Raw genomic sequence first — 22,733 nt, 5'->3', positions numbered from 1 at the left:
GAATTTAATTTGCAAAAGATAGCTTTGATTTCAGATAGTAGTTGTGATTTAGATGGTAAAATGGTTGAAAAATATGGAGTTAGGGTAATACCAATTAGAATAATATATAAGGATAGAGAATATTTAGATAAGGTTACTATAAGTTCAGAGGAAATGTATGCTTCGCTTGTTACGGAGATACCTACTACATCTCTACCAGATGTGGGTTATTGCCATAAAGTATTTGATGAAATAAAATCTGAAGGATATACAGATGTAATCATTGCAACTGTCTCTGGAAAGTTATCAGGAACACTGAATAGCCTTAGAGTTATTTCTAATGACTATGAAGGACTTAACTTCCATTTCTATGACACGAAAACTCTTGGATATCCTCAAGGTGCTATTGTAATGGAAATTGCAAAGATGATGGACAAGGGTATGGAATGCGAGGAAATATTTGAAAAGCTTGAAGCTATAAGACAAAGAGTTACAGGATATGTAGCGTTAAATACTTTAGAATATTTAGTTAAGGGCGGAAGAATTGGGAAAATTGCAGGAACCATAGGAGAGATGATACATCTTAAACCTATAATTTCGTCTAATGATGAAGGAATATTATATTCATATGCAAAGAGTAGAGGTAGAGTTCAATCTGTAAGTAGGCTTAAAAAAATATTACAACAACATTTGGAAAAAGCTAAATGTCAAGTGTGGGTTTTAAGTGGAGATGCTTTTGAAGAAGCTAAGAGATTTTATGAAGAATTTAGAGATAATCCAAGAATTACAGAAATATCTCTTGAAACTATAGGGCCAGCTATGGGAATTCATACAGGACCAAAATCTCTTGGGTTATGCATTTTAGAAGAATTTTAAATTTAGAACTAAATAAGAATAAATAAAAATAATTATATAAAAATGTAATTTAATAATAAATAGATGTGTATTAAACTATTGAAATATCAACTAAAATAAACCTTGCATTTAAATATACACCTATGTTATACTAAATGAGTGGTTAGCCACAAAATAAAAAATAAAATAAAGATTTAACATATATATGATAATTTTCTCCAATTAGAGGATTTGTTAATAGTAGGTGGATCTTTAAAATGGAGGAATTTTAAAATGGCAGATAAAACATTAACATGCAGAGATTGCGGAAACGAATTCGTATTTACAGAAGGCGAGCAAGCTTTCTACGTAGAAAAAGGATTTGAAAACGAGCCAACTAGATGTGCTGATTGCAGAAGAGCAAGAAAAGCAGAAAGAAATAGAAGATAATTAATATTTAATATTTCAATGGAAGCTATAAGAAGTGATTCTTATAGCTTCCATTTTTGGTTTGTATTTTTAATGTGAATTTGGCTAACAGTATAGATAGTAGATTTGATTAAATATTGAGTTTAATATAAAACCATTAGTTTTTATTTGAGGTTAACTAAGTTGAAGTAGTATAATTTATTTATCATAATAGAAAGATATATTTTAAAACAAATAATAGATAATAACATTTAAGGAGAAGTTTATGAGTAACGGATTTAACAAGTATAATTTAGATGAAAACATATTAAAGGCATTAAGTAATTTAGGGTTTGAGAATCCTTCTGAAGTTCAGATGGAAACAATACCAAATCTTTTGAAACATAACGATATAATAGTTAAGTCTCAAACCGGGAGTGGAAAAACAGCTAGCTTTGGAATTCCAATGTGTAATGAAGTAGAGATAGAAGATTCTAGTATAAAGGGGTTAGTGTTAGTTCCAACTAGAGAACTTGCACTTCAGGTTAAAGATGATATCTCAAATATAGGAAGATTAAAAAAAGTAAGATGTGCAGCTGTATTTGGGAAACAACCTTTTAATGATCAGGTAAGAGAACTTAAGCAGAGAGTTCATATTGTAATAGGAACTCCAGGTAGAATAAGCGATCATATGAATAGAGGGAATTTGGATTTTAAGGATTTAAGCTTTGTGGTTATTGATGAAGCAGATAAGATGCTAAATATGGGATTTATAGATCAAATAAAAGAAATCTTAGATGAGTTACCTAGAAAAAGAACTACTGCATTATTTTCTGCAACAATTCCAGATAGGATAGAAAGTTTATGTTCTAACTATATGAAATCACCTAAGATTTTGGAGGTGAAATCAAAGGTATTTAATCGTGAAAAGATTACGGAATCTTATTTGAATATTGAGGAAAAAGATAAGTTTAAAGCACTTTGGAAAAACCTATATGCTGCTAAGCCTGATGCTGCAATAGTATTCTGTAATACTAGAGATAAAGTTAAGACCATATATGAGGGTTTAAAATCAGAAGGTATGTTAGTAGAACAGCTTCATGGTGATATGGAACAGAAGGAAAGACTAGAGACTATGGAAAGATTTAAAAATAAAGGCTTTAAGGTTCTAGTTGCTACGGATATTGCATCACGTGGAATTCATGTGGATAATATTACCCATGTATTTAACTATGAAGTTCCCATGGAGAGAGAGAGTTATGTTCATAGAATAGGTAGAACTGGAAGAGCTGGACGCGAGGGCAGTGCTATAAGTTTTATTTCAAATTATGAAAGGAAATTTTTAGCTTCCATTGAAGAGTATCTAGGGTATACAATTAATCAAGGTGAGTTTCCTAGTGATGAGGAAGTTAATGCTGGGAAAGCTATATTCAAGGAAAGTCAAAAAGTCATTGGAGCGGGGGCAAGTCCTAAAAAGAAAGTAATTCACAGTGATGTTACAAAATTATATATTGGCGCAGGAAAGAAGAAGAAAATAAGAAATATAGATGTGGTTGGAGCTTTAAGTAATCTTCCGGAACTAAGCGCTGATGATATAGGTATAATAGATGTTCAAGATAACATCTCATATGTGGATATACTTAATAATAAGGGGAGAGATTTCCTTAAGAAATATAAGGAAATCACAATAAAAGGTAAGAAGGTTCAAGTACAAATAGCCAGGAAATAATTTCAAAAATATTTTTTAAAAATAAAAGATAGATTATTAAAAATAAAGTTAAAAAATAAATAAAAAAATAAAAATAAATCTTGTGTTATTCAAAATACAATGGTATACTAAAGAAGTAGTAAATACAAAATAAAAGTAATAAAGATTTAACATTTATAATAACTTTCTCCAATTTTAGAGAATTAGTTAATTGTACGTAAATCTTTAAAAAAATGGAGGAATGTAAAATGGCAGATAAAACATTAACATGCAGAGATTGCGGAAACGAATTCGTATTCACAGAGGGCGAGCAAGCTTTCTACGTAGAAAAAGGATTTGAAAACGAGCCAACTAGATGTGCTGATTGCAGAAGAGCAAGAAAAGCAGAAAGAAATAGAAGATAGTAATATCTAATATTTAAATAGAAGCTATAAGAAGTAATTCTTATAGCTTTATTTTTTTATTATTATATAAATCTTGATAATTAATATTTATAGTATCGTATATAGAACTTAAAGTCTAGTAAATAACTATTTATACTTGATAAATAAATTAGTGATAAAAGTGACATTTAATTAATTATTAAATTTTAGTATGATAATGATAACCTATACATGCATTCTAATTATATTCCAAAATTTGTGATAAAATAGGTTAAATATTGAAAAAAATGCTTGAAATTAAATTACTAAAATGATAAACTAAAATCATAAAAATAAAACAAAGATTTAACATCTATTATAACTTTCTCCAATTTTAGAGAAATGGTTAGTTGAATGTAAATCTTTAAAAATGGAGGAATTTGAAATGGCAGATAAGACATTAACATGCAGAGATTGCGGAAATGAATTCGTATTCACAGAAGGCGAGCAAGCTTTCTACACTGAAAAAGGATTCGAAAATGAGCCAACTAGATGTGCTGATTGCAGAAGAGCAAGAAAAGCAGAAAGAAATAGAAGATAGTAATATTTTATATTTCAAATAAAGCTATAAGATTAAATCTTATAGCTTTATTTTTTTAGACTATATTTTAAATTAGTATAGATAAGCAATTAATATAATCATTTAAGATATAGCATTATTTTAAATATTATTAGTGTTTAGATAATAATATTAACTAGGTATAGTTGATAACATTGCCACATAATCAAGGTACAGATAAGGTTAGATATGATATTGGACTTGATAAATTAAACTGGCAAGTTAAGTAGTGCCACAGCTAGAGTAAAGTATAGAGTTAGTGCTACAGCATCAACTATAGTGGTTATTAATGGACTGGCCATAATAGCCGGGTCAAGTTTAAGTTTTTTAGCTATTATAGGAAGGATACCACCTAAGACTTTAGCCATAACTACAGTACAGAATAAACTGATGCATACAGTAATTGAGATTAAGAAACTAGTTTTTTCAAAATAATATATTCTTATGAAGTTTACTGTAGCAAGAACAGATCCAGTAAGAGCACTAACACGTAATTCTTTAAACATAACTTTAAATACATCAGAAAGTTTTATATCACCAAGGGCAAGACCTCTGATTATAAGTGTAGAGGATTGAGAACCAGCATTACCACCAGTATCCATTAGCATTGGAATAAAGGCCGCAAGAATAACAACAGATTGAAGTACATCTTCAAATTTTTTTATTATATTTCCAGTAAATGTAGCAGAAATCATTAATACAAGAAGCCAAATAATTCTATGCTTTGCTAGATTCCATACGCTTGTTTTTAGATATTCCTCATCATTGGGCTCCATTCCAGCCATTTTCTGAAAATCTTCAGTATTCTCTTGATCTATAATATCTACTATATCATCAATAGTTATTATACCAACTAACTTTTTCTCATTGTCTGTAACGGGTATGGATAATAAGTCATATTTTTTAAATAGATAAGCAATGTTTTCTTGATCATCTAAAGTGTTAACATGAATAAATTCAGTTTTCATTAAATCTTCAATTATCATATCACTTTCGCTTAATATTAATTTTCTTATAGAAATAATTCCTTCAAACTCTCGATTGTCACCAAGTACATAGCAAGTATTAATAGTTTCTTTATCTATTCCCGTTTTTTTAATGTGATCAATAGCATCACTAACAGTCATTTGTTTTTTTAAATCTGCATATTCAATGGTCATTATACTTCCCGCAGAACTTTCAGGGTATTTTAAGAACTGATTAATTATTTTTCTAGTATTGTCATCAGTGTTTTTTAAAATCTTTTTTACTACGTTAGCAGGTAATTCTTCTAAAAAATCCACAGTATCATCAATAAATAAGTCATTGATAATATTTGAAATTTCAATATCTGTTATAGAGTTTATTATAAATAGTCTTTGCTCATGATCTAAATATGCGAAGACATCAGCAGAAATATTCTTAGGTAGAACCCTAAATATTTTAACCACATTTTCTTTATCCATTTCCTCAAGTAGAGCTGCAATATCTACTACGTTTTTATTTTCAATACTTTTTCTTGCATCTATAAATTTTCTTTCATTAATTAGCTTTAATGTGTTTTCCATTGTTACCCCTCCTATTAATTAAGTGTTTTAAGTCAATTATAATATTGACTTAAAACAAAAAAAATATAATTTTTAGGTTGTAGTGGGTTAAAAACAATGAAGATATAAATAGGCATTAAACATAATGTTTAATGCCATGATAAATAACTATATAACTTTTACACTAGGATACAAAAGAAGAGATATTTAATTAAAGGGATTATTAATAATCCCTTTAATTAAATTTCATATTATGATGCAAAGAAGCGTAAGAAGTTTTATAGAACATATATGTATTATTAAACATTAAATTTATCAAATCTTCATCGTCAATATTACTACTACCATCGTCCATGATTCTTACACCTCCTAAAATTTAAAACAAAAAAACCTCCGTAAACTAAAACGCAGGAATGTATTAAAATACTTTCTCGTTCAAGTTTTAGCTCTGTAAGGCAATGAAATTGCATTAGATTAAGCCTTCTTTGTTCGGCAAAACCTGCTAACCAGTTAAGAATGTTTCCACTCTTTTACGGCAGCAACCCGTATCCTTATAGTAACCTCACCTACCGAGGTATATTAAGTTTTTCTTCAATATATATATTATTCTTTAAAGCAGAAAAAGTCAACAAAATTTAATATCTTAATTTAAAGTAACATTGATTCTATGATAATAGACGTATTTTTATAGTGTTTAAAAGAATTGATTTAGTTTAAATAATGTTGATGACAATTTAAAAACCTGTTTAAAGCACAGTTAAAGAAAAGTAATATGAAGAACTCCAAGCTGATTCAGGATTGGAGTTTTTATTTCAGTAAAAGCTAATATAATAGTTGTAAATTATAATTAAGCTATTAATTAATAATTAGTTTTATAACTGGAAAAATCAATACACAGCTTTAGAACTTTGGACTAAGAGTTTCTTACTAAAGTATTTTATTGCTATGGCACCTAATGGAGCTGTAACTATTATAGATAGTACGGAGATAGCTAATATTAAATCACCGGATGCAACTCCAAGTGATAGCGGCAGTGCACCCATGGCAGCTTGCACAGTTGCTTTTGGAGTATAGGAAATAACACAAAATAATCTTTCTTTTAAATTTAAATCCGTTCCAATTAAAGAAATCATAACCCCAATACTTCGGCAGATTAATCCTATAAATATAATAATTATGCCAAGAGCACCAGATGAGAAGGCAACACTTATGTTAACCTGGGCTCCAACTAAAACAAAAAGCATAATTTCGGCAAAGACCCATAATTTATTAAGATTTAAGGAAATTGGTTTTGAGATTACAGGAATTTTATCAGTTAAAATAAATCCGATGGTCATTACTCCTAAAAGACTTGCTATGGCAATCTTATCTTTAAACAAAGTTTCTAAGGTGGTAAGCAAAATTGAAGAAGCTAGGATTAGTAGAAGTTTTTTTGTATCAGAAATACTAAAGGATTTAAATAATTTTATGAGAATAAAACCAATAAGTAATCCCATTAATATTCCTAAAATAATTGAAAGTGGTATACTAAATATTTGACCTGCTAGGTTAATATTATTACCAGCGTATAAACCTAAAAAGCTACTTAGTATAGTAATAGCAAAAACATCATCAACAGAAGCTCCAGCTAAGATTAATGTTGGAATACCTTTGTTAGTTCCTAAGTTTCTTTCCATGAGATTAATCATTTGCGGAACAACTACGGCAGGTGACACAGCTGCTATTATAAATCCTAGAATTCCACCTTGGATGAAGGTAAATCCTAAAAGTTGTGTAGAAATAATAGCGATCGATAATCCTTCTAGAATACCTGGAATAAAACTCATTTTTATGGCAGGTTTACCTACTTCCTTTAAATCAGATTTTTTTATTCCTAAACCTGCTCTTAGAAGAATAATTATTAAAGCTATTTTCCTAAGATCGGTAGATATGTTTAGTAAATCATTACTGATGATATTAAAGCCATATGGACCTAAAATAATTCCAAGTATAAGCATTCCTAGAAGACCGGGAAGATTAAATTTTTCAAAAACAAAGCTAAATAAAAGTGAAAGTAAAATAATAATTGCTAAACTAGTAGCCATGAGAAATCCTCCTTTAAAATATTGGTAATAATAAAAAAACTCCTACAGATACACCTATGGTGTTGTCTGTAGGAGTCATTAGCACTTAGCAGTTATGGTGAACTCCATCACCTTAATTTTAATTATAAATTTAGTATATCAATAATTAAATTTGAAATCAAGATAAAGATATTACGGGAGGTTAAAGTTTCGTATTTCGAAATTTTTCTAGAATTAATATAATTAATATGATATTATGATAAATATAGAATTAAATTACAAATTATAGGGGGATTCATTATGTTATTGGAAAAATTAGTTAATGCTTTTGGGGTTAGTGGATACGAGAAGGAAGTAAGAGGTATAATAAGAGAAGAGATTAAGGAACTTGCAGATGATATAACTGTAGATGCTCTTGGAAATTTAATAGTTTTTAAATCTGGAGTTGGGGAGAATAAGAAAAAAATAATGGCATCAGCTCACATGGATGAGATTGGATTTCAAGTTATTAAAATTGATGAAAAGGGATATATAAAGGTTAGAGCACTAGGTGGAATTCCTGTTATTGGAACTTCAATGAATAGAGTTAAATTTAGAAATGGTGTTATAGGACTTGTGGCTAGTACAATTAAAGAAAAAGAATTAACTACAGACACTAAAAAGCTATATATAGATATTGGAGCTAGCACTAAGGAAGAAGTCGAAAAATATATAAGAATTGGGGATGTAGCTGCTTATATAGGAGATTATGTAGAACTTAAAGAAAATAACGTAACAGCTAAGGCTATTGACGATAGAATAGGATGCTATATTTTAATAGAAACATTAAAGAAAGTTCAAAAGCCTTATAATGATCTATATTTTGTATTTTCAACTCAAGAAGAAGTTGGACTTAGAGGCGCTACAGTTGCAGCAAATAGAATTAACCCAGATTTAGGAATAGCACTTGATGTAACCATTGCAAGTGACTTCCCTAATTGTGCAGAAGGAAGCAACAAAATAGGTGGAGGAACAGCAATAAAGGTTTCTGATGGTTCTGTTATATGTAATGAATATCTGGTAGATGAGATGATAAATTGTGCTAAAGATAATAATATAAAATATCAATTAGATGTAATTGATGGTGGTGGTACAGATGCTGGTGCTATTAATAAATCTAATTATGGAGTTAGAGCTACAGGTATATCTGTTGCAACTAGATATGTACATGGACCAAATGGGTTAATAAGCATGGATGATACTAATGCATCTATAGAGCTTTTAGCAAAATATGTAGATAGAGAATTCAACTTTGACGAAGAATAATTTATATATAGAGGAGGACAATATATATGTTAAATTTCACACTTCATAATCCAACAAAATTAGTTTTTGGAGAAAATACAGTAAGTACTGTAGGAAGTCATGTAAAGAAGAATAAGGTTAAAAAGGTATTATTCCTTTATGGAAAAGGCTCTATAATGAAAAATGGAGTATATGATACTGTTATAACATCCTTAAAGGAAAATAATATAGAGTTTATTGAATTATCAGGTGTTAAGCCAAATCCAGTATTATCAAAGGTCCAAGAAGGAATAGAGATTGTAAGAGCTAATGATATTGATGGTATTTTAGCTGTTGGTGGAGGAAGTGTAATAGACTCTGCGAAGGCTATTTCAGCAGGTGCATGCTGTGAGGGAAATGTATGGGAGTTCTTTGAAGGAAAAGGAATGGTTGCGAAGGCATTGCCAATATTCACAGTGTTAACTTTATCAGCTACAGGTTCAGAGATGAATTCGGGTGGAGTTATAACAAATGAAGAAGAAGGTAAGAAATGGAGTTTTGGTTCTCCACTACTTTATCCTACAGTTTCAATCTTAGATCCAACAGTTCAAAGTACTCTTCCAGCTAATCAAACAGCTAATGGTGCTATTGATGCTATAAGTCACGTATTTGAAGCTTACTTTGGTGGAACTAAAAGCACTGATATGAGTGATGAACTTTCAGAAGGTATCATTAGAACTGTAATAACTCATACAAGAGAATTATTAAAGGATAGTAGTAATTATGCATCTAGAAGTGAAGTTGCTTTTGCTGCAACTTTAGCTTTAAATGGATTAAATGGAGTTGGAAGAAAGGGTGACTGGTCATCTCATCTTATAGAGCACTCACTTTCTGTATTTAATGATATAGCTCATGGTTCAGGTCTTGCAATAATAATGCCAGCTTGGATGAAATATGTTTATAAAGAGGATGTTGCAAAGTTTGCAAAGCTTGCAAGCCGTGTGTTTAATGTAAATGAAGGAACAGAAGAGCAGAGAGCTTTAAAAGGAATAGAAACACTAAGAGATTTCTATAAAGAGATTGGAGCTCCTGTTACATTGAAAGAAGTTGGAGTTAAGAAAGAAGACTTAGATTTCATTGCAGATAATGCAGCTATACTAGCTCCACTTGGAACATTTAAATCACTTCATAGAGAAGATATCTATAAAATTTTAGAAATTGCCTTTGAGTAGGGTAAGATACTAAAAGTAATTAAATATAATGACAACAGATAAAGGCTAGTTCATGGTGAAAATTTTGAACTAGCTTTTTCATTAATTTCATTGGTTAAAATAAAGATAGGGTTAATTAAGATTTGAATTTGGAGGGGAAAATATATGTTAATTAAGAATGGATTAGTTTTTTTAGTTGAGGAAAAGGGATTTGTTAAGAGAGATATCTTGGTAAATGGTTCAAAGATTGAGAAGATTGCAGAGAGAATAGAGGGAAATTGTGATTATGATTGTGAAGGAAAGCACATAATGCCAGGACTTATTGAAGCCCATTCTCATATAGGATTATCAGAGACTGGTGTTGGCTGGGAAGGTTCAGATCATAACGAAAAGATAGATCCAATAACTCCAGCAGTTAGAGCAATAGATGCTATAAATCCCTTTGATATAGCTTTCAAGGAAGCTTTAGCTGGAGGGGTTACCGTTGCTTGTGCAGGTCCAGGAAGCGCTAATGTAATTGGTGGACAATTTTCTATTATTAAGTTATCAGGTACCGTTGTTGAGGATATGATAATAAAAGAAACTGCTGCAATGAAATGTGCCTTTGGAGAAAATCCTAAAAGAGTTTACGGAAAATCAGGGAAGGCTCCTATGACAAGAATGGGAATAGCTTATTTACTAAGAAAATCATTAGTTGAAGCTAAGAACTATAAGCTTAAAAAGGAAAAAGCTATAAAAGAGGGAGATGAGTACTTCCAAGTTGACATAGATAAAGAGGCATTATTACCAGTAATCAATAGAGAAATACCGTTGAAGGCTCATGTTCATAGAGCTGATGACATATGTACTGTTATAAGAATTGCTAAAGAATTTAATCTAAAGTTAACTTTAGACCACTGTACTGAGGGACACCTAGTGTTGGATTATTTGAAACAACATAATTATCCAGCTATAGTTGGACCATCCTTCGGAGCTAAGTCAAAAATTGAAACAAATAAAAAATCCTTTAATGCGGTTAAGATTTTGAATGAGGGTGGAATAAAGGTAGCTATTACAACGGATCACAGTGTACTGCCACAATATGCTTTAAATATGTGTGCAGCCATGGCTATGAAGGCTGGTATGAGTGAGGTTGAAGCTTTAAAGGCAGTTACTATAAATCCAGCAGAAATTTTAGAAATTGATAGAATCAAAGGTAAGTTAGCTGAAGGAATGGATGCAGATATAGTTATTTGGAGTAACCATCCATTGGATTTACAAGCAAAGGTAGAAAAGGTATTTATTGAAGGCGAAGAAGTATTTTATTAATTTTAACTCATGTAAACTATAATCTAAATATAATATTAAATAAAGTGCTGTCTCAAAAATTTGAAACAGCACTTTGTTTTGTTATGAATTGTTATACTAAACAGATTCTCTTTTTCCAAGAATATAAGTTAATATAAATCCTACTATAAAGGTAACTATAGATATAATTCCTGTAACTCCAAAGGTGAATCCAGGGTATACAGGGAATACAGAACCTAGTATTAAACCACATATAGCAAGGTAAGCCGGCTGTGGGAATCTACTAAGAAATGCTTCTATAATCTTTGTCATGGTAACAATTCCAACAACAACTCCTAAACCAACTGGTATAAGTAGTGGAATGTTAAATGTAGAAACTGCATTTGTAAGAGTAGTATATAATCCAAGAATTAAAAGCACTAAAGAGCCACTAACACCAGGGAGAATCATAGTTGCAGCTGCAATAAATCCAGCTAAGAATAGTGTTATAAAGATTTTAACAGTAAGAGTTGTCATTACAATGGAACTTACCTCAACACTTCCAAAGATAGACATAATAATCATAAGTATAAGGGTGGTAAGAAACCAAATATAATTTTTAGGTTTTACCGTTCCTTTAGTTGCTCTTTTATATAACATAGGGAAGGAACCTAATATAAGTCCTATGAAAAAGAAATTTGTTGGTTCTGCATAGTTTGTTAGTAGATTTGTAATTAGTTTACTAAAGAGTACTATGCCAAGAGCGACTCCAATAGCAATTTCAACAAGAAAGAAGATATTCTTTTTCCAGTCTTTAAAAAAGTTATTTATAGCAGAGATAAGCTTGTCATAAATACCTAGAACTACTGCCATAGTTCCACCACTAACTCCAGGAATAATATTAGATATACCAATAACTAGTCCCTTTAAAATATTTAATATATTCTCCATTTTTGTCTCCTTTTTAACATTTAAGTTATTTATAAATTTAAACACTCTTATAATTATATTCATAATCCTTCAAACTTGCAATTAATAATTTTAAAATCTAAAGTGGTAAGTAGTAATAAGTAATATAAATGAAACTTTAGGTACATACTAATATCAGTTAATATGTATAGGAAGTGATGAAATGAATTTATCAAAAAGTATGGAAAATAACTTATCTATAATAAAAAAGAAATTAAATGTAGATAAAAGCTTCGATTTAATTCATAGAACTATAGTTATAGGTCAAAGGAAGACCTCCATATTATTTATTGATGGCTTTATAAAAGATGATGTAATGGAAAAAATCATGGAGGTTTTTTTCAAAATTACTAAAGAAGAAATCGATAAGATGGAAACTGCTAAGGGATTTATTCAGAGTACAGTGCCTTATGTGGAAGTGGATAGCGAAAAAGATATAGATAAAATTATATCTACAATGCTAGCTGGACCTACAGTGATGATTATAGATGGTTTCGATGAAGCAGTAATATTGGATCTTAGAACCTACCCAGCCAGGTCAACAGCAGAACCAGAAACGGAAAAGGTAATAAGAGGATCTAAGGATGGATTTGTTGAAACCATAGTATTTAATACTGCTTTAGTTAGAAGAAGAATAAGAGATCCTAAACTTACGTTTGAAATGTTATCTGTAGGGTCAAGATCTAAAACCGATGTAGCAATCGGATATATAGATGGTCTAGGGGATGAGTGTTTGTTAAAAGATATAAGGCAAACATTATCCTCGCTGAATGTAGAGGCTTTAACAATGAACCAGGAAAGTTTGTTAGAAGCTTTGGTAAAGCATAAGTTTTATAATCCTTTTCCAAAGGTAAAATACACAGAACGTCCAGATGTGGCTGCTGCTAATATTTTAGAGGGCAAAATAATCATAATTGTAGATAATACACCTAGTGTTATGGTGCTACCATCTTCATTACTTGACTTTGTACAGCAGGTAGAAGATTTTTACTACCCACCAATTACGGGTAATTATCTAAGAATAATTAGAGCATTAGTATTAATTACCACTTTAATATTAACCCCTACTTGGCTACTATTATTGAACAATATAGATCAGCTGCCGTCTTATCTCCAAGTTTTAAATGTAGCTGAAATGAACACAATACCAATAATTTTACAGCTTTTGCTTTTAGAGGTATCTATAGATGCACTTAAGATGGCATCATTAAACACTCCTAATACATTGGGAGGTTCTCTTGGAATAATTGGAGGTCTTATACTAGGTGATTTTGCTATAAGATCAGGATGGTTTGTACCAGATACAATATTATATATGGCATTCATTGCGGTAGGTAGTTTTACACACCCTAGTATAGAACTTAGTTATGCTATAAAATTCTGTAGAGTGCTGTTACTTATAAGTACTTGGGGTTTTGGTATATTTGGATATGTGGGTGGACTTATTCTAATTTTAGGAATTACTGCATCTAATAAAACTCTAACAGGTAGAAGTTATCTATATCCTATTATTCCTTTTAATGGAAAAGAGTTGAAGGGTTTATTTTATAGAAGATCATTGGGTGAAAATAGTAAACAGAGTAAGCATAGAAAATAGAGAAGTTAAAGGTTTGTTGTGAGATATATTTCTACAACAAACCTATTTTTTAGGCCATTTAATGATTTATGTTAATAATATATTTCTTTTTTGTAAATATAAAACTACATATGATATAATGCCATATAAGGTAATTTTAAGTATAATAATTGAATTAGTAGGTATAATTAATTGTAAGAAGATACCATTTCATAATTAATTATAATTAAGGGATTTAACCTACTTTGGGAGGGGGATTTTTATGTGGGAAAAGTTTAGAATTGATAAAAAGCTTGACATAGATAAAAAGTATATAAATATTGGGGTTGTAACTGTATGTGTTGGAATACTGCTATTTCTTGCTTATGAAATAGTGAGCAGAAGTGGTATATATTTAAATGTTGCAAAGAATTTAATTTTAGGATTTTTAAAAGTAATAAGTCCAATTATAGCTGGAGCCATATTGGCATATTTGCTATTTCCACCGGTACGATGTATTGAGAAACTTTTAATAAATGTTATTAACCCTAAAACTAAAGTTAAATATGGCTGGTTATATAGAGCTATAAGTATAATAATAGTTTTCTTTATTATAATACTTTCATTAGTATTAATATTTAACTTTATTATTCCGCCGCTATTAGAAAATGCCAAATCACTAATAAATAATATTCCACAGTATGAAAATACAGTTAGAGAATTAATAGGAAACTTAAATTCATATTTTGCAAGCCTTAATATTGATTATCAACAGATAAGTAGTTATATAGATAACATAACATCAGTCTTTGCTATTTATGGAGAGCGAATAGTATATTTGATAACTAATAGTATACATGGAGTAGGATCTTTTCTAATAGATTTAGTATTAACTATTATATTTACCTTCTACTTTTTAAAGGACAAAGAAATGCTTTTTGCAACAATAAATAGATTTGGTAGAGCCTTTATTTCAAGAAAATTAGGTAAAGTTATTAAACAATTCATATTAGATTTAGATGAAGTTGTGGGAGGCTTTGTAAGAGGTGTTTTACTAGATGCAGTTATAGTTGCCATAGTTTCATCAATATTAATGTTAATCATAAACCATCCATTTGCAATTTTAGTAGGAGTTATAGCTGGTATATGTAACGTAGTTCCATATATAGGTCCATTAGTTGGAGCTATAGTGGCCTTTGTATTAGGGATATTCTCTAGCATAACATTAGGTATATGGGGATTTGTTTTACTCATATTATATCAGCAAGTAGATGGAAATATTATTCAGCCTAAAATTGTAGGGGGAAGTGTTGGACTTCCGGCAGTATGGACACTAATTTCACTAACTATTGGAGGTGGATATGCGGGCCCTGTTGGAATGATATTAGCAGTTCCAATTGCAGCAATACTTAGTGTATATGTTCATAGATATTATAAGGCAAAATCAATTAGTTAACAGTATAAAGGTGTAGAAGAAAGTTATCTTCTACACCTTTATACTATTTAAGATTATTTCACTAAAACTTTTGCTTTTTTCTTCAATGTTATCCACAGCAAATATTGTCTTAGGATCATTTGCAATGGCTCTAATGGAAAAGTAAGGGGGAAGTCTAAAACCTTTATTTATATTTAAGGCTCCGATTAATTGCTTTGCCACAGAATCGCTGCCAGAATTACCAGAGACTATAACTGCAAATATAGATTTATTATAAAAGTTAGTTCTTCTATAGAGAGCGGTGATACGATTTATTACAGCTGTTAGATTTGCAGCTATGGCATCATTATAATTAGGGCATAGCCACACAATGGCATCGCTGTGTTCTATAGAAGGAATAATATCATTAGTCATAATACCACCATAAAAGCAACCTTTATTTTTGCCATAGTGAAGGCAAAGTTTATAGGGACATCCAATACAATCAAGAACTTCACCGCTTTCAATTTGTAGTTCATTGATTTTAAAGCAATTAAGATGATTGGAAACCATATGCCAAAGATCTAAGGTATTAGAGGTTTTATGTGGACTGGAATAAAGAACAAGAATTTTACCTTTTTCTAATGTTTGAGGGGTATCTTCAATAAGTCTTTTAGTTAATTCATTACACATATAATAACAAATATTTTCAAGGGTCATATCCATAGTCTTTTGCCAAGTCATGAAATTTTTTAAGGAGCTAGTAGCTTCTACAAGGGGATGACCAATGAAAGAACATCCCATATTGTTTGCCACATATATTATATCTTGAGTAATTCGTTTTGTACCGTGATCGTCAATGCTATATATAAGGAGTGCACCTGTAGAACCTTTCAAAGAATCTTTCCCATTTTTAAGTAGCTTTGCTAAAAGGTTAATCATAGGTACATCGTAGCCAACGTCCTCTACTTGTGCAACAAAGAGTAGTTTCTTATAGGTTAAATCAGGTAAATCATCTATATTGTTAATGATTTTGTGAGGAATATCTTTAGTTGCGGACTTTACCATGTTATTTAAGATTTTAGATATATTTTTATTAGGTAAAATTACATATAGTTTTTCCATTATCAACCCTCCTAAAACTAGTGGTTTATGAAACTATTATATTAAAATATCAATAAATCATTTCTTATTAAAAAGCTCATCTAAAAGAGTATATGTTTGGTTTAATTTATTAAGAAGCTTATCAGGAAGATTTAAGACTTCATTTTCCGTACAGCCATTATAAAATCTATTTTTGCATCCCATATAAGTGCCACCAATAAAGTTAGAAGAGTAATGAAAATTACCTTTAATAGTATCAATAATACTAAGTGCACCAGAAGATAGGGCTGGAGCAATATAAGGTTTAAAACCACAGGCGCGCACCTCTAAATTTGCAGTTTTGGCTTTCTCAGTAAGAAAATTAGAAGCAGCTTCATTATAATTATCAATACTATTAGCAATTATTAGTCCTTCTCCATGAGGCCCAAAGGCTCTTCCTTCAGTAAGGTAATTTTCAGTATCTTCTCTTAGGTTGCTATAATATACTGCTCTGCCATTCATAACGCCTAGGCCATAACCACGAATTTGTTCTGGGGATAGACCATTAAAGTCTAGAATTCCGTCTTCATTTTTATTGCTATCTATAAATAATGATTTGCATAATAAATCTACAGGATCTGAAACAACAGAAAATATACCTTTGAATTTAGCCACTCTAGCCATTTCACCATAGGATTTAAGGATTTTTCTATTACCACTAAATTGCACAAGCCTTACATCACAATGTTCCTGTCCAATAGGTGGAATACCTACAGAAACACAGAATATAAACATATCACAATGAAATAAATTCTCTTCATTAAGAGAAACTATTTTAATACTTTCTTCCTTGCCGTCACAGGAGAGTATCTGAGATAATTCAAATTTAAGTCGATCCATCTTTTTCATGTCTTTATCATAGATTCCTAAAGATGCTATGTTGTCACTTCCTAGTAATCTTAGACCAGTAAGAAGGGTAGCACCGACATCTCCAAGTCCAACTACATTTATTCTCCATTTTGTAGGAGCAGAGTAGGACAGAACATCTAGAAAGTTTGGATAATTGGTATTTAGGGAAATAACTCTTTTATCTTTAATAGCTATTTGAAGCCAGTTTGGAATTTTAGAATCACTTATTTCTAAGGATTTCAGGAGATTTAAATCTTCCTTTTCTAAGAATAAAAGAGATTCATGGGAAACTATAAAGGATCTTCTTGAGTTTTCACAATTCATTTTTGTTAGAGCATAAATTTTGCTCTTATAATTTATACAGAACTCTTTAGTTACAGGGGTAAACACATCTTCTTCAAGGGGAGTTTTGCTTAGTATTAATGAGTCTTTAAATGTATAGTAAAGCATAAAAATCCTTCTTTCTCTATAATATATTTTCTAGCCTTATTAAAAGCTCTAAGTCCTTTTCAACTAGTGTTGAAGGCGTTGAAGATAAATCATATTCGATTCCTTTTCCAATGTCAGGACTACGTGGAGTTGTGATAACTTCACCTAATGAGTAAAGAGTTAACTTTCTACCATATATATTATGATATTCACTTTCTAGTATTTTCAAGATTTCTATAGACGTTTCTAAACAAACTTTAGAAAGATTGTAAACACTTTGATGAGAAGCATCCTTTATAAATACAGGATAGGTATATGGAAGTATAGCATTTATAGATGGAATTAGGTTTCGTTTGGGAAATGAGCCTCTCCATATAGCATCTCCACCTAAAAATGGATACATGGCATTTTCATTAAACCAAATTTTAAGCTTAGGTATAAAATAAACACTGGATACTTCTATATTTTGCATATCCATAAGATCCTTTCCTCTACCTGAGAGGATTCCACAAAGAATTTTTTGAACATTTATATTTTCTTCCTTTAAAAGAGGAGCTAAGGCTCTTATCCTATATCCCTTATGAAGAATATTATCAACCAAGATAATAGGGCGATTAAAAGATTTTATCATTTTTAATTGATCTTTAAGAGCAAGGTAGTATGGTGATTCGCCTATGAAAAAGTTCTTCACATTACCTGAATAGTACTTCTCTGTGTGAAGAGATTTAGTTACTGTATTTGGAATCACATGTCTGTCTAAAATATCTCCATAAGGTATACACATGGCACTTCCATATTCTTTTGGAGTTTTAATATGTGTAGAAACTTGATTTTCATGGCAAATATTTTTTATCATTTTTTCATGAAGAACATCACTATTAAAGCAAAGAAGTAGTTCATTAGGATATAGACTAGATAAAGTTTTTTGAAGGAGCTTTCTTCTAATATTAATAACATTTCTTACTTTAGAATTATTTCTAAAAGGCTCCTTAATTATACTTTCAATATCTAAGTTTAGAATGCAAGGACTAGTCATATTGACAGCTAAAACTGGTAATGAACTATCAAGGGAACTTATGTCTGTAAATCCTTGAGATATCATAGTTTCAACAAGTAATGAGCTTGTTAAGGAATTATGAGCAGGATTAAACACCGCATACTCATAGTCTTTAGAGATGGCAAAGGACAAAGCCTCAGTTATAATAACTTGCTCAAGAAATTTATTTTTTTCTTTATCAGAAATGTAAATACCATCTATAAAGATCATTCTTCCAGTAGAATTAGCTCTGAGAGTTCTAGAAATTTCTTCGTTTTCTATCTCTACATAAAGATTATTTGCACGAACCCAATGCATAGCAGCTAAGGACATAACTTCTCCAGATTGAGAATTCTTAATAATAACTAATTTTGGTGCTTCTTTATTTATTAATTTAATTAGTTCAGTTTCAATTTCATGGTTAGAATCCATTTTTGATAGTAGATTATATACAATATCACTGTTAATATTCTCAATAAATTCAAAATCTAAATTACTTGCATTTAAGGATAATTTTTCAAGAGGTTCTCTTTGGTAAAAACCATTTTCATGGATATATTTTGAAACTAAAGGATCGACTAAGGTAGATATATCCCTATTTTTATCAATATAGTTTCTGATTTGACTAGAACTTATATTTGAATATCTTGCTGGTAGGTTTAGCACTTCAAGTTTTCCTTGGATAAGGGACTTAGCCCCCAGAAGCTTTTTAGAATTACCTCTTTCAAATATTATATGATTAAAGGTATGAATAGAATTTTCAACAACAGGACGCTTGTAACAGGAAGCATTTAAAAGCACGTCACTTCCAGACACAAAGTAAACCTCAGAACCAGAAAATGAATTCCTAAGATTTTTTAAATCCTTAGGATTTGCAATATTGGTTTGCAAAGTTTCAGGATAAATATATATATTAAATTCATTGCATATAGATAAGCTAATTAAAGTTTTACGTAAAAGATTAGGAAGGGTTTTTTTAGACCAAGAAAACTCATCCACAGCAAGATAAACCTCATATCCTAAATCACGTATAGCCTTTGAAATATTCTTATGGCCGAGAGAAAAGGGATCAAAGGTACCTGGGAAAAAGGCAACTTTATCAGGTATATCTATTGAAAAATTCCCCTTAAAGAAGGTATAGTCAGCGATAAATCTATAGATATGGTTAAGGGCTGCTGCATTAGTTAATAGAAGTAATCTATTATTATCATCGTTACCTATGAGAGTAAGAATTTTTTTCCCTGTTAGCTTAAATACATGAAGCTTTTCTTCAAAGGATAGATTAGAACTTCCAAATATGTCCTTTCCAAGTGTGATTATAGCAGCTTGCCTTACCTTATCTTTGTAATCACCTATGCCATTTAAAAGTATTGAAAGCATACTACATAAGCGTTTATCATAAACATGGATTTCCTCTTTAAATCTAGTTTTGTATGAACCATAATTGGATAGAGAAGTACCTATAGTTTTAACAATTAAAATTTTAACATCTTCATTCGAAACTTTGATTTTAGACTTTAAATCATCTATAATTTCATCTATCTCACTTGGTTCAAGCCATAAGATTACCTGTCCAAGGAAAGGTGAGATATATTCTGTAAATTTTTGACCTTCAATTTCAAGACCACGTAAAAGTTCTATGGCAACCTCATTTCGTTCAGATGGACTTAATATAGGCATAATTTTAAGAATAGATAATCCAGCATTATCTCTTACTGTCTCAATTTCACTTACCTTTAACAAGTTACAAAAATGTATACAAGTATGTAAAGCTGTGTTTGTAGTACTATTAAGAGTAATATTTAAAAGTATATCGATTTGATGCTTCTTTACAACCCAATTAGTAGCTGTTTTTAGATTACTAAGAAAAATCTCAGGAACCTTTGTGTAATCAGCTAGACAGTATTTTTCAAAGTTTTTTTTATGTTCATTCATATTAAGTAGTGTAAAAATTTTTAGGTATAAAAAGTTTTCTGAAGGACTTTTGCTTTTTATAGTAATAGGCTCAAGGAATTTAATTATAAAAAAATTAATAGAATGAGTAATAGGTAGTTTTGGAATTATATCAATTAAACTCTCCAGTGCAGCTAGTCTTATTATAATATTTCTTTTCTTAGTAAGAGTAAGAATAAACTCTATAAGAGAATCCAGATTCTCATCATAGGAGCTTAAGGATATATACTTAGCAGTGTCCAATAAATATAGCTGGGTTTCGAAATTGCTAGAAATTTCTGTGTAATAATATTTTAATATAATATTTCTATATGATTTCATGGTTAGTTGTTTTGTATTTGAGAACACTGACATTACCATTATCTTAGTATTATATCCAATCCAGTTTTTATGAGTAGTCACCAATTTACCACCAGGATAAAGCATAAGATTAAGATATTCTTCGAAAAGGTCATAGCTACTTATAGGAGGTTTTTCAATAGTAACATTTTTAGGTATTTCTTTACTATAATCTTGGTCAAAAATAGCTATTAGTCTACCTATGAGGTAAGCACAGTGCCTGCGAATATCATCTTCTCCATGGGTAAGGTTATCATATAAAAATCTTATGGTTTGAAGCTTTTGTCTTTGGGTAAAATAGGTACAATACTCTTCTAATACCCTTATATATTGACGTAGGTTTTTCCAATTAGTTTCACTACGTCCTTGTTCTAAAATAGTATTTAATGAATATTCATCACGAAGTAGGTACATAAGACTTATATTATGATTTATAGCTAGGTTCTTCATGCTAGTTGTTATCTCATTACCTCTCAATAAAGAATATATTGGAGAGGTAACAGGCTTAGAATAATCCTCCTTAGAAGAAGGATCAGTACAAATATTTATACTATTAAGATAGCCTTCAAAATCCTTTAACTTTTCATAAACTCTTTTATATCGATTTTCCTTTTTCTTATCAACATTTTCTAGTTTTTCAAGGATAACCTTAAAGGAATCTGCCAGTGTAAATATACACATTGCTGGACCATTTTCAGTAAAGATATTTTTAACTCTAAAATCGCAGTAAATAAGTATTAAGGATTCTAAGGATAGGTTTTCTAACTCTAAATCCCATGTAGAATGGTTTATGGCAATGTTTCTAATATAATTTATATTATGCTTTTTAAACCATTGGTCAGTATAGTAATAGTGAAGGTGTGGTACTCGCTTTAATTCTTCGCCCTTGCAACCATACTTACCAATGTCATGACCAGCTGCAGCTCCAGATACTCTTCCTAAATCTATAGGTAGACCCTTGGCTTTTAATTGACGGGCTAAAGACATAGCTAGATAATGTACTCCACATATATGGTCCAGGGTATTATATTTAAATATCTCTCCATTTAACTTCATCATTTCATAGACATAATCACGGTTAAAAGCTTTAAGAAACTTTACGTACTCATCTTTTCTTTCAAGAGAGTCAATTTCATCGTCATTTAGAAGAATAATAGGATATTTGCATTGCCAATTGTTAGGTATATCCATTGATTTTTCCACGTCGCATAATATCTTATAAATTTTAAGATAGACTTCACAACTTATATTGAAATTAGGATTAAGTTCAATAGTTACTGCATCCTTAAAATTCTTATCTAAGGTATAATTATATAGGTAAACAAGCCAATCTTCTGGTGATGATAGGCAGATTTCATTCATAAGAGAAGAGCAGAGAGCGAGAACTCTACTTGGAGAAAAATCCTTTTCTTCTAAAATTTCTTGAAGGTTGTATAGAAAGGATGGGGAATTTATATGTTTATTAAGAATATCTTGAGATATATTTTCATTTCTTAGGGAATGAGAATTTAATAGTTTACGGAAAATTTTCCTTTTTATTTCTTTAAGCTGTAAAAATTCCATATAATCCTCCTAAAGTATATTTTTAAATAAGTAAATATGAATTACATAATAATTTTATCATTTAAGCTTATATTATCCAAATATAATATAAATAATTATATTTATATTTATATTTATTAAATCACGTGGGTTTAGTAGTAATTTAAATGTAAATAGTGTTAAATAAATAGAGTATATGAAAATTTACTTTAAAAATAACTTTTAATTTACTTTTTTTTTATATATAATTTATTTAAATGATTCT

16 protein-coding genes and 2 riboswitches are annotated in these 22,733 nt (G+C 30.2%); of the genes, 10 read left to right on the top strand and 6 right to left on the bottom strand.

The genetic code is table 11. The annotated features are described in order from the left end of the window. Window positions 1-9: 9 nt before the first annotated feature. The 5 genes from RSD37_RS00790 (at window position 10) to RSD37_RS00770 (ending at window position 3,892) form a co-directional block, all read left to right on the top strand. Window positions 10-855, top strand: a complete 846-nt coding sequence (locus RSD37_RS00790) for a DegV family protein (protein WP_346944788.1) — start codon at window positions 10-12, stop codon at window positions 853-855. Window positions 856-1,107: 252 nt separating this feature from the next. Beyond that, the gene (locus tag RSD37_RS00785; protein ID WP_346932233.1) at window positions 1,108-1,263 is read left to right on the top strand and encodes a zinc-ribbon domain-containing protein; all 156 of its coding nucleotides are present in this window, start codon (window positions 1,108-1,110) and stop codon (window positions 1,261-1,263) included. A gap of 244 nt (window positions 1,264-1,507) precedes the next feature. Then, complete coding sequence (locus RSD37_RS00780) at window positions 1,508-2,950, top strand: DEAD/DEAH box helicase (protein ID WP_346944787.1); 1,443 nt, start codon at window positions 1,508-1,510, stop codon at window positions 2,948-2,950. Between the two features lie 227 nt (window positions 2,951-3,177). Next, window positions 3,178-3,333: a zinc-ribbon domain-containing protein gene (locus RSD37_RS00775; RefSeq protein ID WP_346932233.1), complete on the top strand. Its 156-nt coding sequence runs from the start codon at window positions 3,178-3,180 to the stop codon at window positions 3,331-3,333. Between the two features lie 403 nt (window positions 3,334-3,736). After that, on the top strand, window positions 3,737-3,892 hold the full coding sequence (locus RSD37_RS00770) for a zinc-ribbon domain-containing protein (protein WP_346944786.1): 156 nt from the start codon (window positions 3,737-3,739) through the stop codon (window positions 3,890-3,892). A 227-nt stretch (window positions 3,893-4,119) separates the two neighbouring features. On the opposite strand, the gene mgtE is transcribed toward RSD37_RS00770, so the two are convergent. Together mgtE and RSD37_RS00760 are read right to left on the bottom strand one after the other, a co-directional pair. Then, window positions 4,120-5,457 (bottom strand): magnesium transporter, encoded by a 1,338-nt coding sequence (mgtE, locus tag RSD37_RS00765; protein ID WP_346944785.1) that lies wholly within the window; start codon window positions 5,455-5,457, stop codon window positions 4,120-4,122. Between the two features lie 399 nt (window positions 5,458-5,856). Continuing rightward, window positions 5,857-6,017, bottom strand: a riboswitch (M-box (ykoK) riboswitch). 306 nt (window positions 6,018-6,323) lie between these two features. Beyond that, window positions 6,324-7,520, bottom strand: a complete 1,197-nt coding sequence (locus RSD37_RS00760; RefSeq protein WP_346944784.1) for a cation:proton antiporter — start codon at window positions 7,518-7,520, stop codon at window positions 6,324-6,326. Between the two features lie 62 nt (window positions 7,521-7,582). After that, window positions 7,583-7,641, bottom strand: a riboswitch (Fluoride riboswitch). A gap of 158 nt (window positions 7,642-7,799) precedes the next feature. Here RSD37_RS00760 and RSD37_RS00755 point away from each other — a divergent pair. The 3 genes from RSD37_RS00755 (at window position 7,800) to RSD37_RS00745 (ending at window position 11,281) form a co-directional block, all read left to right on the top strand. Beyond that, window positions 7,800-8,804, top strand: coding sequence for a M42 family metallopeptidase (locus tag RSD37_RS00755; RefSeq protein ID WP_346944783.1), 1,005 nt, complete (start codon window positions 7,800-7,802; stop codon window positions 8,802-8,804). 26 nt (window positions 8,805-8,830) lie between these two features. After that, on the top strand, window positions 8,831-9,994 hold the full coding sequence (locus RSD37_RS00750) for an iron-containing alcohol dehydrogenase (protein WP_346944782.1): 1,164 nt from the start codon (window positions 8,831-8,833) through the stop codon (window positions 9,992-9,994). A 144-nt stretch (window positions 9,995-10,138) separates the two neighbouring features. After that, window positions 10,139-11,281 carry an amidohydrolase gene (locus RSD37_RS00745; RefSeq protein ID WP_346944781.1) on the top strand — a complete coding sequence of 381 codons (1,143 nt, stop codon included), beginning with the start codon at window positions 10,139-10,141 and terminating at the stop codon, window positions 11,279-11,281. A gap of 96 nt (window positions 11,282-11,377) precedes the next feature. Here the strand turns inward: RSD37_RS00745 and RSD37_RS00740 are convergent, their stop codons facing one another. Continuing rightward, window positions 11,378-12,190 (bottom strand): DUF368 domain-containing protein, encoded by an 813-nt coding sequence (locus RSD37_RS00740; protein WP_346944780.1) that lies wholly within the window; start codon window positions 12,188-12,190, stop codon window positions 11,378-11,380. A gap of 181 nt (window positions 12,191-12,371) precedes the next feature. Between RSD37_RS00740 and RSD37_RS00735 the strand changes: the two genes are divergently transcribed. Continuing rightward, window positions 12,372-13,805 carry a spore germination protein gene (locus tag RSD37_RS00735; protein WP_346944779.1) on the top strand — a complete coding sequence of 478 codons (1,434 nt, stop codon included), beginning with the start codon at window positions 12,372-12,374 and terminating at the stop codon, window positions 13,803-13,805. A 241-nt stretch (window positions 13,806-14,046) separates the two neighbouring features. Continuing rightward, the gene (locus RSD37_RS00730) at window positions 14,047-15,219 is read left to right on the top strand and encodes an AI-2E family transporter (protein WP_346944778.1); all 1,173 of its coding nucleotides are present in this window, start codon (window positions 14,047-14,049) and stop codon (window positions 15,217-15,219) included. Between the two features lie 30 nt (window positions 15,220-15,249). Here the strand turns inward: RSD37_RS00730 and RSD37_RS00725 are convergent, their stop codons facing one another. From RSD37_RS00725 to RSD37_RS00715, 3 genes are read right to left on the bottom strand one after another with little or no spacing between them, the layout of a single operon-like run. Beyond that, complete coding sequence (locus tag RSD37_RS00725; RefSeq protein WP_346944777.1) at window positions 15,250-16,302, bottom strand: NAD(P)H-dependent oxidoreductase; 1,053 nt, start codon at window positions 16,300-16,302, stop codon at window positions 15,250-15,252. Window positions 16,303-16,359: 57 nt separating this feature from the next. Next, window positions 16,360-17,619, bottom strand: a complete 1,260-nt coding sequence (locus tag RSD37_RS00720) for a lactate dehydrogenase (protein ID WP_346944776.1) — start codon at window positions 17,617-17,619, stop codon at window positions 16,360-16,362. A 16-nt stretch (window positions 17,620-17,635) separates the two neighbouring features. Then, window positions 17,636-22,489: a cytidyltransferase gene (locus RSD37_RS00715; RefSeq protein WP_346944775.1), complete on the bottom strand. Its 4,854-nt coding sequence runs from the start codon at window positions 22,487-22,489 to the stop codon at window positions 17,636-17,638. Window positions 22,490-22,733: the final 244 nt, after the last annotated feature.

The sequence above is a fragment of the Clostridium sp. genome (genome assembly GCF_036646415.1).
GTDB lineage: Bacteria > Bacillota > Clostridia > Clostridiales > Clostridiaceae > Clostridium_J.
This window is presented reverse-complemented; position numbering and strand designations above follow the sequence as displayed.

Coding starts and splice junctions, on each gene's coding strand:
- RSD37_RS00785 (WP_346932233.1), top strand. CDS start 1,108: ATGGCAGATAAAACATTAACATGCAGAGATTGCGGAAACGAATTCGTA.
- RSD37_RS00780 (WP_346944787.1), top strand. CDS start 1,508: ATGAGTAACGGATTTAACAAGTATAATTTAGATGAAAACATATTAAAG.
- RSD37_RS00775 (WP_346932233.1), top strand. CDS start 3,178: ATGGCAGATAAAACATTAACATGCAGAGATTGCGGAAACGAATTCGTA.
- RSD37_RS00770 (WP_346944786.1), top strand. CDS start 3,737: ATGGCAGATAAGACATTAACATGCAGAGATTGCGGAAATGAATTCGTA.
- mgtE (WP_346944785.1), bottom strand. CDS start 5,457: ATGGAAAACACATTAAAGCTAATTAATGAAAGAAAATTTATAGATGCA.
- RSD37_RS00760 (WP_346944784.1), bottom strand. CDS start 7,520: ATGGCTACTAGTTTAGCAATTATTATTTTACTTTCACTTTTATTTAGC.
- RSD37_RS00755 (WP_346944783.1), top strand. CDS start 7,800: ATGTTATTGGAAAAATTAGTTAATGCTTTTGGGGTTAGTGGATACGAG.
- RSD37_RS00750 (WP_346944782.1), top strand. CDS start 8,831: ATGTTAAATTTCACACTTCATAATCCAACAAAATTAGTTTTTGGAGAA.
- RSD37_RS00745 (WP_346944781.1), top strand. CDS start 10,139: ATGTTAATTAAGAATGGATTAGTTTTTTTAGTTGAGGAAAAGGGATTT.
- RSD37_RS00740 (WP_346944780.1), bottom strand. CDS start 12,190: ATGGAGAATATATTAAATATTTTAAAGGGACTAGTTATTGGTATATCT.
- RSD37_RS00735 (WP_346944779.1), top strand. CDS start 12,372: ATGAATTTATCAAAAAGTATGGAAAATAACTTATCTATAATAAAAAAG.
- RSD37_RS00730 (WP_346944778.1), top strand. CDS start 14,047: ATGTGGGAAAAGTTTAGAATTGATAAAAAGCTTGACATAGATAAAAAG.
- RSD37_RS00725 (WP_346944777.1), bottom strand. CDS start 16,302: ATGGAAAAACTATATGTAATTTTACCTAATAAAAATATATCTAAAATC.
- RSD37_RS00720 (WP_346944776.1), bottom strand. CDS start 17,619: ATGCTTTACTATACATTTAAAGACTCATTAATACTAAGCAAAACTCCC.
- RSD37_RS00715 (WP_346944775.1), bottom strand. CDS start 22,489: ATGGAATTTTTACAGCTTAAAGAAATAAAAAGGAAAATTTTCCGTAAA.